The organism is Catenulispora sp. GAS73 (assembly GCF_041262085.1).
Taxonomy (GTDB): domain Bacteria; phylum Actinomycetota; class Actinomycetes; order Streptomycetales; family Catenulisporaceae; genus Catenulispora.
Genome location: NZ_JBGCCM010000009.1, coordinates 291,810 through 305,390, shown reverse-complemented (window position 1 = coordinate 305,390; position 13,581 = coordinate 291,810). Strand labels below are relative to the sequence as shown.

Genomic DNA, 13,581 nt, shown 5'->3' with positions numbered 1-13,581 from the left:
CAGACCTGCGCAACACCACGACGTCGGCAAAACCGTCAAACGCGAACTCAGCCTCACTGCCAGGCAGAATGCGGCAGTAGGTTAAAGAACAAGCTCAGAGTCTGGAGCGCCCCCGCCGGAGGCGCCTGCTTTTGATCTTAGGCACCCACCCCGAACAGCCCACCACCCACCTCACCCATACCGGCACCGATCTAGACCGGCCTAGATCTAGACCTAGACCACCAGCCACCGCCACCCACCCCCACCCCCACCTCACGGCCAAACCGGCGTCCGCTTCTCCACAAAAGCCCGCACACCCTCAGCCCGGTCCGCCGAAAAAGCCGTAGCCCGCCAAGCCCCGTCCTCCACATCCAGCCCCGCCGCCAGCGGCAGGTCGGCGCCGACCTTCAGCGCGTGCTTCGCATTGCGCACGCCGATCGGCGAGTTCCTCGCGATCTGCTGCGCCAGCTCCAGCGCCGCGTCGCGCGCCGTCGAGGCTCCCGCGACCCGGCGGTCCACCATGCCGAAGCGGTCGGCCTCGTCGGCGTCGATGCGGCGGGCGGTGAAGATCAGGTCCGCGGCGCGGTTCGTGCCGATGCGCCGGACCAGTGTCTGGGTGCCGCCGCCGCCGGGGATGACGCCGACCGAGACCTCCGGGAGGCCGAAGACCGCGCCGTCGTCGGCCACGATGAGGTCGCAGGCCAGGGCCAGTTCGCAGCCGCCGCCCAGGGCGTAGCCGGAGACCGCGGCGATGACCGCCATCGGCAGCGAGCCGAAGGCGCCCCAGGTCCGGCGGAAGGCCGGGCGGGTGGCGACCAGTTCCGCGTCGCTCATCTGGTTGCGTTCCTTCAGGTCCACGCCGACGCAGAACGCGTGGTTCTTCCCCTCGGCCTCCGGCGGTGCCGACGACACCACCACCGCGCGGACGGCCGGGTCCTCGGCCAGCTCCGGCGCCACGTCGCGGATCGCCGCGGCCATCGCCGTCGAGATGGCGTTCATCGCCGACGCGCGGTTCAGCACGATCTCCGCGACCACGCCGTTGCCCGACGCGGGGTGCCGCTTCAGGAGTACGCCGTTGTAATCCTTCACCTGTACCTCAGTCATGCCGCCCACAGTATGAGATCGCGATCAGAAGCCGAAGGGCAGCCACGGCGCGACATCGCTCACAAACGCCCGCGACGCCGCCGCCAGCGTCCCGGGCCGCAGCTCCTCGACGCGTCCGGCGCGGGCGAGGGCGCCGAGCGAGAGGCCGCCGAGGTAGGCGCTGCCGAGTTCGCGCACGCCCAGCACCAGGTCGGCCGGGTCCGCCGTGCGCTCGCAGACCGCGCCGTCGGCGTCGCCCCTGAGCCGCCAGCGGCCGGCGTTCCACGGGCAGAACGAGTCGGCGACGTCGAGCACCACGTCCACCGGCGCCGCGTAGCGACGCGCCGCGAGCGCCCGGTCCACGTCCACGAGCCGCAGGTACATGTCGTCCCGCAGCCGGGGCAGCGAGCGCCGAGTGTCGGTCAGCAGATACATCAGCGGGTCGTCGACCGGCACCTCGGCGTGGACCTCGCTCGTCAGGTCCAGGTCGAGCAGGAAGCGCCACATCGCGACGTAGGAGGCGAGGTCGCGGCCGTAGACCTCCTGCACCCGCACCTTGCAGTCCGGGTGCGCCGGGTTGTCGAAGTCCTCCTTGACCCGATAGCGCGCGAAGCCCACGGGCCGGCCGTCGGCGTCCTCGGCCAGCACGCACCGCAGCGGCCCCGCCTCGTCCCGGGCGAACTCGTCGTCGGCCAGCGCCGAGTCCCGCCAGCCCTCGCCGACCCGCGGCAGCATCCCCGGCCGGCCCAGCCGGTTCGCCTCGAACACCTCCTGGCAGCGCTCGTATCCCTCGGTCGGGTCCAGCATCCGCAGCCGGAACTTGTCACTGCCGGGCACCGCCGACAGGCCGTTGTCACCGCGCGGGACCTTGAGGTTGAGCTGCTGGGTGGCGAGCCCGTAGCCGAACCGGCCGTAGATCGCCGGCTCGGAGGCCTGCAGGGTCGCCACCGGCTCCTCGCCGCGCTCGTGCCAGCCGTGCAGCTGGTGCCGCATCATCGCGGTCAGGATGCCGCGCCGGCGGTGGGTGGGCTTCACGGTGATCATCGTGACGCCGGCCGTCGGCACCGTGGCGCCGCCGGGGAGCGTCATGGCGAAGGGGAAGGACCCGCCGGTGCTGACCAGCTCGTCGCCGTCGAACGCGGCGACCGAGCGCTCGCGCGGCAGCAGCCGCATCCACAGGTCGTGCGCCTCCTGGGAGGGGTTCTCGTGGAAGCCGAGATCGAGTTGCGCGGTGAAAGCCTCGACCTCGTCGTCCGTGATCGGGCGGACGGGATGGGAGGCGGCTTCGAAGCTCATAATCCATGGCTAACACCGCTTCGCCCCGACAGCGAACCAATATTCACCCGCCAGACGCTGTACACCCGCACCGCCGGCAGTGAACGCGGCCCCATTCGGCCCGCCCCGCGTGGGAGGCTGAACCCATGCAGGATTCCGATCCGATCCGCCTGGCCGGTCCGTGGACACACCGCGACATCAACGCGAACGGGGCCCGCTTCCACGTCGCCGAGATGGGCGAGGGCCCGCTGGTGCTGTTCCTGCACGGCTTCCCGGAGTTCTGGTGGTCCTGGCGCCACCAGCTCCCCGCGGTGGCCGACGCCGGCTTCCGCGCGGTGGCCATGGACCTGCGCGGCTACGGCAGCAGCGACAAGACCCCGCGCGGCTACGACCCGCTGACCCTGACCATGGACGTCACCGGCGTCATCCGCGCGCTCGGCCAGTCCAACGCGACCCTGGTCGGGCACGGCTGGGGTGCCTTCCTCGGCTGGACCGCGGCGGTCTTCCGGCCGGCCGCGGTGAACCGCCTGGCGGTCACCGGTTCGGCCCATCCGCGCCGGCTGCGCCAGGCCCTGCTGACCGACCCCAAGCAGATCTCGGCGGCGCGCTTCATGTGGGCCGCGCAGCGGCCGTGGGCCCCGGAGAAGGCCCTGACCCGCGACGCGGCGATGCTGGTCGAGCAGCTGCTGACGGAGTGGGGCGCGACCGGCTGGCCGGAGCTGGACGTGGCGCAACGCTACCGCGACGCGATGCTCGTGCCCGGCGCCGCGCACTCCTCGCTGGAGTACTACCGCTGGCTCATCAGGTCCCTGGTCCGCCCCGACGGGATGCGGTACGCGCAGCGGATGCGCACCGAGGTCCGGGTGCCCGTGCTCCATCTGCAGGGCGAGCTCGACAGTGCCCTGCTACCGCACGTCGCGCGCGGCTCGGGCCGGTACGTCACGGCGGCCTACCGCTGGCGGCTGATGGAGGGCATCGGCCACTTCCCGCACGAGGAGGCGCCGATGCGCTTCACCAGCGAACTGATCGACTGGCTGAAAAGCTGAAGCTAAGCCTTCGCGGAAGTCTTCATGTACAGCAGCACCGCACACCCGACTGCCATCGCCGGCGCCAGGAACCACGTCTCCATCTTGTTGCCGGTCCGTTGGATCAGCGGTATCCCGGTCCGCAGCGTGAACGGCCAGAACAGCCGGCAGCCGTGGTCGGTCAGGCAGTCGCCGGCCAGGTGGGTCAGTGCCCCGAGCCCGATCGCGAACGGCAGCCAACTCGGCGCGCTCGCTATCCAGCGGTCCATCAGCACCGTGCCGCCGCCGGCCAGCAGGATGCACGGCCCGTAAGCTTCCAGCTTCTCCCCCGGCGGGCACAGGTTCAGCGCGCGCACCGCCAGCACCAGCATGAAGAACACCAGCCCGAGGGTGAAGTAGCGGCCGAGGTACTTCTCGCCGGCCCACGTGCCGTAGGTGACGGCCGCGACGAAGGCCAGCGAGTGCGTGGCGTGGCGGTGCCCACCGCTGATCTTGGACACGCCCTTGCACAGGTTGTGGGTGATCGGCCCGACCGAGTGCGCGATGGTGCCGTTCGGGTGGTCGATGTCCGGCAGCAGCGCCGCGCCGGCCGTGATGAAGGTCCCGAACAGCAGGTCCTTGGCCTGGATGTGGGCTGTGGAGCCGTGCATGGCCGGGTAGGCCAGGACGCTCATCGGCAGCGCGGAGGCGGCCGCCGCCCACGCCAGTCCGCCGCTGGTCGCGTGTGAGTGCCCGAGCATGCCCGATCCGCCCCCTGATGGTCCTGTGCTGTTTCTGGCATGAACGTATCAGGAAGGCACGACGGAGCCGGGCCCGGCAGAAGCCTGAGATCACCGGCACGCCGCCGGCGCGTGATGGGATCACCGTGGGATCACCGTGGGATCACCGCCGGATCGGCGTCGATCAGGACCGATCCCCGTCAGGGCCTCAGATCGCGCAGGCCTGGGTGTTGACCGGGACGTCGGTGGCGGCGCCGGCGGCCGCGTCGGAGGAGACCTCCTGCGCGGTCAGCGCGTAGCCGGTGTTCTTGTCCTCCAGCGACTTGGCGAAGACCACGCCGAGCACCTTGCCGTCGGTCGACAGCAGCGGACCGCCGGAGTTGCCCTGCTGGACCTGCGCGTAGAGCGCGAACACCTGGCGCCGGACGTTGCCGTTGGAGTAGATGTCGGCGCCGGTGGCCGTGATCTGCTCGCGGATGCGCGCGGCGTCGACGGTGAAGGGGCCGTCCTCGGGGTAGCCGACGACCAGCGAGGAGTCGTTGGCCTTGCCGTTCAGGTCGAAGTTCAGCGGCGACGCCTTCAGGCTGGGGACGTCCAGCACGGCGATGTCGCGCCTGGGGTCGAAGAGCACCACGGTCGCCGGGTACTGCCGGCCGTTGGACTGGCGCACCACCAGCGAGCGCGTGCCACCGACCACGTGCGCGTTGGTCATCACCTTGCCCGGCGCGTAGACGAAGCCGGAGCCTTCGATGTCCTTGCCGCACGACGGCGCCTGCCCGCGGATCTTCACGATCGAGGCCCGGTCAGTGCCGATCACCGGGCTGTTCAGCAGCGCCGGGTCCGGGGCCGGCACGTTCGCCGGATCCTCGGCCTGGAAGGGCGCGAACACCTGCGGGAAGCCGTTGCGGTTGAGGATGTTGGAGAAGCCGTTGAACCACTGGTTCGAGCCCTGCGGCAGCACCTGGGTCATGCCCTTGAGGATGCTGGAGGAGCGCACCTGGTCGCTGATGGTCGGCACCGAGGACGTGAACAGCGCCAGGCCCAGGAACCAGGCCACCATCAGCACCGCGATCACCGACACCACCGCGCCGCTGACCGCGTCCACCATCTGCGCCGGCTGCCAGGTGATGGCCTCGCGCAGCCGGGCGCCCAGCATCGAGCCGAGCACCTGCCCGACGACCGCCAGCGCCAGCACCGCGCACAGCGCGATCACCGAGGCCAGCAGGCTGCTGGAGGAACGGTCCAGGAACGCCGGGACGATCACGAATCCGAGCGCCAGCCCGCCGAGGAACCCGGCGAAGGAGACCACTCCCACGACGAAACCCTGCCGGTACCCGGAGACTGCGAACGCCGCCACGACGAGCAGCAGCAGGATGTCGAGGATGTCCATCTACTTATCTTCTCCCCCCGGCGCCCCGCGGCTGCGGACCGCCAGCGCCAGCACCTCCTGCGGCAGCGGCTCGACCCGCTCGGTGTCCCACGGCTTCTCCCATCCGCCCGCCTTCAGCACCCCGTCCAGGAGCGCGGCGGTGAACCCCCAGATCAACAGCGAACCCGCCTCGAAGGCCGGGCTCGACGTCCCCGAAGGATTGCCGACGCGCAGCCGGTTGGCCGGATCGACCAGATCGCGCACCGCGATCCGGCAGACCGAGGCGACCTCACGCGGATCCCGTACCCGCACCGGACTCGGGACACGCCACCAGCCCAGCACCGGCGTCACCAGGAAGTCCGAGGGGAAGACGTACTGATCGGGAAGGATTCCGAAGACTTGGACGCCGTCCGGGTCCAGATCGGTTTCCTCGTTGGCCTCCCGCAGCGCGGTGGCCACCGGTCCCTCGCCGGGATCGACCTGCCCGCCGGGGAAAGCCGGCTGCCCGGGATGGTTCCGCAGCGTCTTGGAGCGCTCGACGAACAGCACGTCCGGCCCGTCCTCCGGATCCTCACCGAACAGGATCAGCACGGCGGAGCGCCGCGGCTCCCCGTCCAGATCCGCGGGCCGCTTGAACCGGGGCCCCAGCCCCTCCCCGCTCTCGGCGGCCTGCGCGAGCGGAAGCAACCAGTCGGGCAACGAATCGGCTATCTGAGTTCCCATGTCGGGAGCAACGCTCACAGCGGCAGACCGCCTTCCCCCGGCTTGTACTTGAGCAAAGCCGCCGCCTTCACCGGATCCTGCTCCCCGATCCCCCTGCTGGGGCACAGCTTCGCGATCGGGCACGCCCCGCACGCGGGCTTCTTCGCATGGCAGACCCGCCGGCCGTGGTAGATAACCCGGTGCGAGAGCAGCGTCCAGTCCTTGCGCGGGAACAACTCGCCGATGGCGTGCTCAACCTTCACCGGGTCTTCGAGACCGGTCCACCCGAAGCGGCGCACCAGGCGCCCGAAGTGGGTGTCGACGGTGATGCCCGGGACGCCGAACGCGTCGCCGAGGACGACGTTCGCCGTCTTGCGGCCGACACCCGGAAGCTTCACCAACTCGTTGAGCTTCCCCGGCACCGCGCCGCCGTAGTCCGACACGACGGACCTGGACATGCCGAGCAGCGACTTGGCCTTGTTGTGGAAGAAGCCGGTGGGCTTGATCAGCGCTTCGAGCTCCTCGGGATCGGCTGCGGCCAGATCGGCGGGGGTCGGATAGCGCTTGAAGAGCGCGGGGGTGACCTTGTTCACACCGACGTCGGTCGACTGGGCCGACAAGATGACGGCGGTCAGGAGCTGGTAGGGGTTCTCGAAGTCGAGCTCGCACTTGGCGTACGGGTACACGTCGCTGAGCTCGCGGTAGATCTTCCGAGCACGCCTGACCAGCGCCGTGTGGGTCTCCGGCTTCACCTTCGTCACGTCGGAGACGTCAGCCGCGGCTCGGGTCATGGACTCCACTGTAAGCCGGTGGACCTAAGAGACGGGTGTGAACCCGCAGTCGTCACTCGGCGGTTCCTTGGCCGGAAGGGGCCCGGAAGGGGCCGGACGGGGCCGCGGGTCACTCCTTTCATCGGTAATCCAGGCGACCTGGTCGTATGAATTCTGGGCGGTCATCATCGGCACGATCCCCCGGGCCTCGGCGAGCTGCATGCCGGTTGGCCACTGAGGCCGACGACTGAAGCTAGCGGCCGATCTTGTCCAGCTCGGCGAGATCCTCATCAGTGAGGCTGAGCCCCGCGCCCGTGACGTTCTCGCGCAGGTGCGCCACCGAGGAGGTGCCGGGGATCAGCAGGATGTTCGGCGAACGCCGCACCAGCCAGGCCAGGGCCACCGACATCGGTGTCGAGCCGAGTCGATCGGCGACGTCCGAGAGCGCCGAGGATTGCAGCGGGCTGAACCCGCCGAGCGGGAAGAAGGGCACGTAGGCGATGCCCGCCGCGGCGAGCGTGTCGATCAGCTCGTCGTCGTGTCGGTAGGCGAGGTTGTACATGTTCTGCACGCACACGATCGGCGCGATCGCCTGCGCCTCGGCGACCTGTTCGGCCGTCGCGTTGCTCACGCCGAGGTGTCGGATCAGGCCCTGCTGCTGAAGGTCGACGAGTGCTGCGAAGGCCTCGGCGAGCGAGCCGGGCTGGGGCCCTTGGGCGTTGCCGAGCCTGAGGTTCACCACGTCGAGCGCCTCCAGGCCGAGGGTTTCCAGGTTCTCGTGCACGGCGCGGCGCAGCGCCTCGGGCTCTCGGGCCGGCGGCCAGCCTCCCTGCGCGTCGCGGGTCGCGCCGACCTTCGTCACGATGTGCAGCGGCTCCGGATAGGGGTGCAGCGCTTCGCGGATCAGCCGGTTCGTCACCTGCGGACCGTAGGCGTCGGCCGTGTCGATGTGGGTGATGCCGAGATCGACGGCCGCGCGCAGGACCGCGAGCGCACCGTCGTGGTCGGCGGGCGGTCCCATGACGCCGGGCCCGGCCAACTGCATGGCGCCGTAGCCGAAGCGGGTGACGGTGAGGTCCCCGAGGGTCCAGGTACCGCCGGGAAGCGAGGAGAGCGTGCTCATGCGTGTGTCTTTCGTAGAGTGCCGGGGAGTGGTGCCCAACGGGGCTGTTGCTTCAGTATGGAGAGGCAACTTCCCGACAGGAAGTACGCACTTCGAAGTGCGTAAGGGACCCACGAGTGCGAGGAGCGGCGGGATGGCCACGATGACGGCGGCCCAACAGCGGGCCCAGGCCAAGACGGAGTACGACGCCTTCCTGGCGGCTTGTCCCAGCCGCAAGCTGCTCGACCGGATCTCCGACAAGTGGGTCGCCCTGATCCTGTGCGCCCTCGGCGACGATGACGAGCCCCGGCCGATGCGCTACTCGGAGCTGTCGCGCCTGCTGGCCGGCGTCAGCCAGAAGATGCTGACTCAGACGCTGCGCTCGTTGGAGCGCGACGGCCTCATCACGCGGCAGGCGACGCCGACCGTGCCGGTCACGGTCACCTACGAACTGACCGATCTCGGCCGGTCGCTCCAGCAGATGGTGCGAGGCATCAAGAGCTGGGCCGAGACTCACATGGACGACGTCCTCACCAACCGCGCGGCCTACGACGACAACGCGGCGGAATAAGAACCCTGAAACCGATCACTGCGCCTGATTGAGGCGGAGTCCGGCGACAGGGCTCGCCTGTCCTACCGAACGGCCGCTGAGTTCCGCGTCGAGCGACTCCTGGGCATAGCGCATCTGCTCCTGGTACTCCGGCTCGTCCAGGCGGCGCATGCCCTCCTCCGCGGCAACGGTTTCGACGATCGCGGTGACCCACCAGATGTTGCCGAACGGATCACGGATCCGGCCGCCGCGCTGGCCGAAAGCGTTGCTGCTCAACGCGGTCACTTCACGTGCACCCGCCTTCAGCGCGGCGGCGAACGCGACGTCGGCGTCCGGCACGAAGACCCGCAGCAGCGACGGCATGGCCGGCCAGTCCGCACGCTGGTCGAAGGCCAGCACGACGGTGTCGCCGACCCGGATCTCGGCGTGTCCGATGCTGCCGTCCTCCAGCGGGACCCGGCCGAGTTCGACGCCGTCGAAGGCGGCGGTCACGAAGTCGAGCAGCGCTCCGGTGTCCGTGGTGACGATCCACGGCGCGACGGTGGTGTAGCCGGTGGGAGTGGTGGTCATGGCGTTTCCCCTTCACGAGGTCGTCCCTTCACGGTAGGAGCCGTATAGGTCAGATCTCGTCCTAGTCGCGACGTAGAGTTCGAGACGTGCCCGACACCACCGCACGCCTGTTGTCTCTGCTGTCGTTGCTCCAGACGCCCCGGCTCTGGCCGGGCAGCGAACTGGCCCGCCGCCTGCAGGTGAGCGGCCGGACCGTGCGCCGCGACATCGAACGGCTGCGGGACATCGGCTATCCCGTGGAGGCGGTGGAGGGCGGCCAGGGCGGCTACCGGTTGGTCGCCGGCTCCGCGATGCCGCCGTTGCTGCTCGACGACGAGGAAGCGGTGGCGATCGCCGTGGGTCTGGCGACGATCGCCGGGCAGGCCGTCAGCGGGCTGGACGAGCCGGCGGTCCGCGCCACGGCCAAGCTCGCGCAGGTGCTGCCCGCGAGGCTGAGGCGGCGGGTGTCGACGTTGGTGGCCACGACGCTGCCGTTCGTCCTGGCGCCGGCCGCGCCGGTCCCTGCGGACGCCCTGGTCGCGATCACCTCGGCGTGCGCGAATCAGGAACGCCTGCGCTTCCGCTACCGGACTCAGGACGGGAGTATGGCGGCGCGGCACGTGGAACCGGTCCGCCTCGTCGCCGCCAGCCGGAAGTGGTACCTGCTGGCGTTCGATCTGCTCCGCGACGACTGGCGCACCTTCCGGGTGGACCGGATGACCGGGTTGCAGGCCACCGGCGCCCGGTTCAAGCAGCGCAGGTCTCCCGCCGGAGGAGTCGAGGAGTTCTTGCGGACACGCATCATGGACATGGCGCCGACCTTCAGCGCCGACGTCACGCTGCACGCTCCGCGCACCGTCATCGCCGCCCGGCTCGGAGACCACCTCGGTGACGGCACCCTCGATGAAATTGCAGCCAGTGCTGGGAACTCCTGCCGCTGGCACTCCCACCCGGACACCGTCGAATGGCTGGCGACCCGACTGCTGTCCCTGGACACCGACTTCCACGTCCACGGCCCGCCGGAGCTCATCGCCCACCTCGACGCCTTGGCCGCCCGGATCACCCGCTCGCACCGATAGAAAACCCTTATACAAACCACCGGGCCGCGGTCATCATGAACGCATGTTCCCGACGACGTTCGCGCCGACCGCAGCAGGCATCGCCCTGCCGGTTCCGGCTGCCGTCGTCGCGGCGTTCGCAGTCGTTGCGGCATCCGCAACCGTCGCCGCACTCACCGGCGTCCGAAGCTGACCCTCCCCGCCCCGGCGGGAACCGAGCGGGGAGGGTGGCTCCCCTTCCGGTTCTCCGGCCCCGCGCGCCTCGGCTGGCGCGCATGCGGGCCGTCGATCAGCCGATTCTCCAGCGGGACCGCGGCGCTGCCGCCTGCCCGCACCAGCTTCAGGGATTCACCATGTCCAAGCAGCAGTTCGCGCGCACCAAGCCGCACCTGAACATCGGCACGATGGGCCACGTCGACCACGGCAAGACCACTCTGACCGCGGCCATCACCAAGGTCCTGGCCGAGCGGTCCGCCGGCTCCGGCAGCGCCAACCACTACGTCGCCTTCGACCGGATCGACCGGGCCCCGGAGGAGATCAGCCGCGGGATCACCATCAACATCGCGCACGTCGAGTACGAGACCAAGCGGCGCCACTACGCGCACGTCGACATGCCCGGCCACGCCGACTACGTGAAGAACATGATCACCGGCGCCGCGCAGGTGGACGGGGCGATCCTGGTCGTCTCGGCGCAGGACGGCGCGATGCCGCAGACGCGGGAGCACATCCTGCTGGCGCGGCAGGTCGGCGTCCCGCACGTGGTCGTCGCGCTCAACAAGGCCGACCTCGTCGAGGACGAGGAGCTGCTGGACCTGGTGGAGCTGGAGATCAGGGACCTGCTGACCGCGCAGGGCTTCCCGGGCGACGACGTGGCCGTGGTCCGGGTGTCCGGGCTGCGCGCGCTGGAGGGCGACCCGGTGTGGACCCAGCGGGTCCTGGACCTGCTGGACGCGGTGGACACCACCGTCCCGGACCCGGTCCGGGACCTGGAGTCGCCGTTCCTGATGCCGGTGGAGAACGTGCTGACCATCACCGGCCGCGGGACGGTCGTCACCGGCGCGGTCGAGCGCGGCACGCTGGCGCTGGGCTCGCAGATCGAGGTGACCGGGCACGGCGAGGCGTTCACCGCGGTCGTCACCGGCATCGAGACCTTCGGCCGCACCATGGAGGCCGCGCAGGCCGGGGACAACGCGGCGCTGCTGCTGCGCGGGGTGCGCCGGGAGCAGATCCGGCGCGGGCAGGTCCTGGCCGCCCCGCACAGCATCCGGCCGCACCGCCGGTTCCGCGCCGAGGTGTACGTGCTCTCCGCCGCCGAGGGCGGCCGGCACACCGGGTTCGGCGCGGGCTACCGGCCGCAGTTCCACTTCCGCACCACCGACGTGGTCGGGGCGGTGGACCTGGGCCCCGACGGCCTCGCGCTGCCCGGCGACCGGGTCACGATGACCGTCGAGCTCGGGCACGGCGTCGCGATGGAGCCCGGCCTCGGGTTCGCCATCCGCGAGGGCGGCCGGACCGTCGGCGCCGGGACCGTGCTGGAGCTGGTGGAGTAGCGGATCAGACCAGCTCAGCTCAGCTGGGGGACCGCGATTCGCGGCCCGATCGATGAGTTCGATCGGGCCGCGATCAGCGTTTCCGCACCCGCCACCACCGCATGACGAAGCCGAAATCGCTCGCCCCGCGCCCGGTCAGCTTGTCGTCGGAGGTGATCCCTCCGGTCGCGATCAACGCTCCTGATCGGATTGCCGCCGACCAGCGAGCAGGCGCAGCGTGCCAGCACCCTGATCAAGAAGGCGGCTCCGGAAGAGCGGATCCGCGTGAGGCGAGCAGGTCGTCGCGGAGTGGATGGCGCGGGCCGTCAGCCGATCTCGACCGTGACGGTCCGGGTCCCGCCGTCCTTCGAGATCAGCGTCACCGGGCCGAAGGTGATGATCGGGATCGCGCCGCCGTTTCCGCCCTTGTAGTACCCGGTCGCGCGGGTGATCCGCACCGCGACGGCGACCAGGGCACCGGCGGTGCTGGCGTCGCCGTGCACCTTGGGCTCGGTCAGGGCGCGGTGGCCGTGCGCCTGGCCCCACTCGTGGACGGCCCAGGCGTCGCGGCTCATCTCCGGCAGGATGCTGTCGTTCGCCCACGCCCACAGCCAGGACTCGGCCTCGGCGTTGAAGCTGCCGAGGATCTGCGCGGGAGCGGTCGCGGTCTTGTCCGGGAACGTCCAGGTGATCAGCCCGGTCCGCTGGTCCAGGTCCCAGCGGTCGGCGGTGCCCAGGCCCCAGGCCTTGGCGTGCGCGGCGCCGAGCTGCTCGATCATGTCCTCGCCCTGGAGCAGCAGTGCGTTCAGATCCGAGGTCTCGGGCTGTCCCGGCCCGGGATCGGTGCCGCCGTGGAAAGGTCCCATGCGGCGCAGTCTGCCAGGCGACCGACCAGGGCCGCGACGGCGTCGAGCTGTTCCCGCTGGGCGGACAGGCCGATCGCGCCCAGGCGGAGCACCAGGTGGCGTGCTCCGGCGGCGACGTAGGCGCCGAGTCCGGCCGTCACCTGATCGGCGGTACCGGTGACGACGGCCTGGATGCCTTCCAGATCGGCCAGCGGCATGCCGTAGTTGGCCCGGGAGTAGCGGTCGAGCTGCGCGCGCCCGGCCGCCTCGTCGGTGTCGACGCGCACCGTCACGAACAGCGCCGGGGTGACGGCCTCGGCCGAGCGGCCCTCCCTGACCGCGGTCTCGCGGATCGTCGCCAGACCGCTGCGATAGTCGGCGGGATCCGGCGGGTAGGGCAGCCAGCCGTCGTAGAGCTTGGCGGCGCGCGCCAAGGCCGCAGGCGTCGCGCCGCCCAGCCAGATCGGCGGGCCTCCGGCGCGGAAGGGCTTCGTCGCCGGCGGCAGGTCGTCGAAGCGGATGAGCTCGCCGTGGAACTTTGTGTCCCCGGCCCAGAGCGCGCGCCACAGCGCCACCGTCTCGTCCAGGCGCCGGAATCGGCGCTCCCACGGCAGCTCGGACAACGCATACATGGGCTGCCCGAACCGCCCGGGGAACCCGGCACCGACCGCGACCGCGAGTCGGCCGCCGGACAGCAGGTCGATCGAGGCCAGCGCCTGCGCGGCCTGCACCGGCCGCCTCAGGAACGGCAGCAAGGCGCCGGTCCCGAGCGTGACGCGCTCGGTCGCCGGAGCGAGTGCCGCGAGCATGGTCAGCGCCTCGATACGCGGGCTGATCAGCGAATCGTTGACGAAGAGCGAGGAGAACCCGAGCTGTTCGGCCCGCACCGCCAGCGCGACGACGGCCCGCGGATCGTCCCCGGACTCCCACTGCGCCTCGCCGGTCGGAAGCAACACACCGATGTCCATGACCCGATGGTCTCCGGGCGGCTGCGGCGGCTCAATTCCCCGCAGGGAATGACGCAGG

The 13,581-nt window shown here is 70.7% G+C and carries 15 protein-coding genes; 5 read left to right on the top strand and 10 right to left on the bottom strand.

Going from position 1 to position 13,581, the window contains the following annotated elements; genetic code table 11:
• Positions 1 to 252 precede the first annotated feature (252 nt).
• Both ABH935_RS16690 and ABH935_RS16685 read right to left on the bottom strand, forming a co-directional pair.
• Complete coding sequence (locus ABH935_RS16690) at positions 253 to 1,083, bottom strand: enoyl-CoA hydratase/isomerase family protein (RefSeq protein ID WP_370378786.1); 831 nt, start codon at positions 1,081 to 1,083, stop codon at positions 253 to 255.
• A 24-nt stretch (positions 1,084 to 1,107) separates the two neighbouring features.
• A complete protein-coding gene (locus tag ABH935_RS16685; RefSeq protein WP_370378785.1) occupies positions 1,108 to 2,358 on the bottom strand; it encodes a GNAT family N-acetyltransferase in 1,251 nt (416 codons plus the stop codon).
• 125 nt (positions 2,359 to 2,483) lie between these two features.
• Between ABH935_RS16685 and ABH935_RS16680 the strand changes: the two genes are divergently transcribed.
• On the top strand, positions 2,484 to 3,383 hold the full coding sequence (locus ABH935_RS16680) for an alpha/beta fold hydrolase (protein WP_370378784.1): 900 nt from the start codon (positions 2,484 to 2,486) through the stop codon (positions 3,381 to 3,383).
• A 2-nt stretch (positions 3,384 to 3,385) separates the two neighbouring features.
• Here the strand turns inward: ABH935_RS16680 and ABH935_RS16675 are convergent, their stop codons facing one another.
• The 5 genes from ABH935_RS16675 to ABH935_RS16655 form a co-directional block, all read right to left on the bottom strand.
• Complete coding sequence (locus ABH935_RS16675) at positions 3,386 to 4,102, bottom strand: metal-dependent hydrolase (RefSeq protein WP_370378783.1); 717 nt, start codon at positions 4,100 to 4,102, stop codon at positions 3,386 to 3,388.
• A 187-nt stretch (positions 4,103 to 4,289) separates the two neighbouring features.
• Positions 4,290 to 5,471: a MarP family serine protease gene (locus ABH935_RS16670; protein ID WP_370378782.1), complete on the bottom strand. Its 1,182-nt coding sequence runs from the start codon at positions 5,469 to 5,471 to the stop codon at positions 4,290 to 4,292.
• Entirely contained in the window at positions 5,472 to 6,173 is a 702-nt protein-coding gene (locus tag ABH935_RS16665; protein WP_370378781.1) for a CoA pyrophosphatase, read from the bottom strand. It abuts the gene before it with no gap.
• Between the two features lie 14 nt (positions 6,174 to 6,187).
• A complete protein-coding gene (gene nth, locus ABH935_RS16660) occupies positions 6,188 to 6,943 on the bottom strand; it encodes an endonuclease III (protein WP_370378780.1) in 756 nt (251 codons plus the stop codon).
• A gap of 232 nt (positions 6,944 to 7,175) precedes the next feature.
• Entirely contained in the window at positions 7,176 to 8,045 is an 870-nt protein-coding gene (locus tag ABH935_RS16655) for an aldo/keto reductase family oxidoreductase (RefSeq protein ID WP_370378779.1), read from the bottom strand.
• 133 nt (positions 8,046 to 8,178) lie between these two features.
• Between ABH935_RS16655 and ABH935_RS16650 the strand changes: the two genes are divergently transcribed.
• Positions 8,179 to 8,595: a winged helix-turn-helix transcriptional regulator gene (locus ABH935_RS16650; RefSeq protein ID WP_370378778.1), complete on the top strand. Its 417-nt coding sequence runs from the start codon at positions 8,179 to 8,181 to the stop codon at positions 8,593 to 8,595.
• Between the two features lie 15 nt (positions 8,596 to 8,610).
• On the opposite strand, the gene ABH935_RS16645 is transcribed toward ABH935_RS16650, so the two are convergent.
• Positions 8,611 to 9,144 carry a VOC family protein gene (locus tag ABH935_RS16645; protein ID WP_370378777.1) on the bottom strand — a complete coding sequence of 178 codons (534 nt, stop codon included), beginning with the start codon at positions 9,142 to 9,144 and terminating at the stop codon, positions 8,611 to 8,613.
• Between the two features lie 86 nt (positions 9,145 to 9,230).
• Between ABH935_RS16645 and ABH935_RS16640 the strand changes: the two genes are divergently transcribed.
• The 3 genes from ABH935_RS16640 (at position 9,231) to tuf (ending at position 11,731) form a co-directional block, all read left to right on the top strand.
• On the top strand, positions 9,231 to 10,202 hold the full coding sequence (locus ABH935_RS16640) for a helix-turn-helix transcriptional regulator (RefSeq protein ID WP_370378776.1): 972 nt from the start codon (positions 9,231 to 9,233) through the stop codon (positions 10,200 to 10,202).
• 43 nt (positions 10,203 to 10,245) lie between these two features.
• A complete protein-coding gene (locus ABH935_RS16635) occupies positions 10,246 to 10,374 on the top strand; it encodes a hypothetical protein (protein WP_370378775.1) in 129 nt (42 codons plus the stop codon).
• Positions 10,375 to 10,534: 160 nt separating this feature from the next.
• Positions 10,535 to 11,731, top strand: a complete 1,197-nt coding sequence (tuf, locus tag ABH935_RS16630; RefSeq protein ID WP_370378774.1) for an elongation factor Tu — start codon at positions 10,535 to 10,537, stop codon at positions 11,729 to 11,731.
• 305 nt (positions 11,732 to 12,036) lie between these two features.
• On the opposite strand, the gene ABH935_RS16625 is transcribed toward tuf, so the two are convergent.
• Positions 12,037 to 12,576, bottom strand: a complete 540-nt coding sequence (locus ABH935_RS16625) for a DUF6882 domain-containing protein (RefSeq protein WP_228562197.1) — start codon at positions 12,574 to 12,576, stop codon at positions 12,037 to 12,039.
• Positions 12,516 to 13,523 (bottom strand): LLM class flavin-dependent oxidoreductase, encoded by a 1,008-nt coding sequence (locus ABH935_RS16620; RefSeq protein WP_370378773.1) that lies wholly within the window; start codon positions 13,521 to 13,523, stop codon positions 12,516 to 12,518. Before ABH935_RS16620 ends, ABH935_RS16625 begins: the two co-directional genes overlap by 61 nt.
• Positions 13,524 to 13,581: the final 58 nt, after the last annotated feature.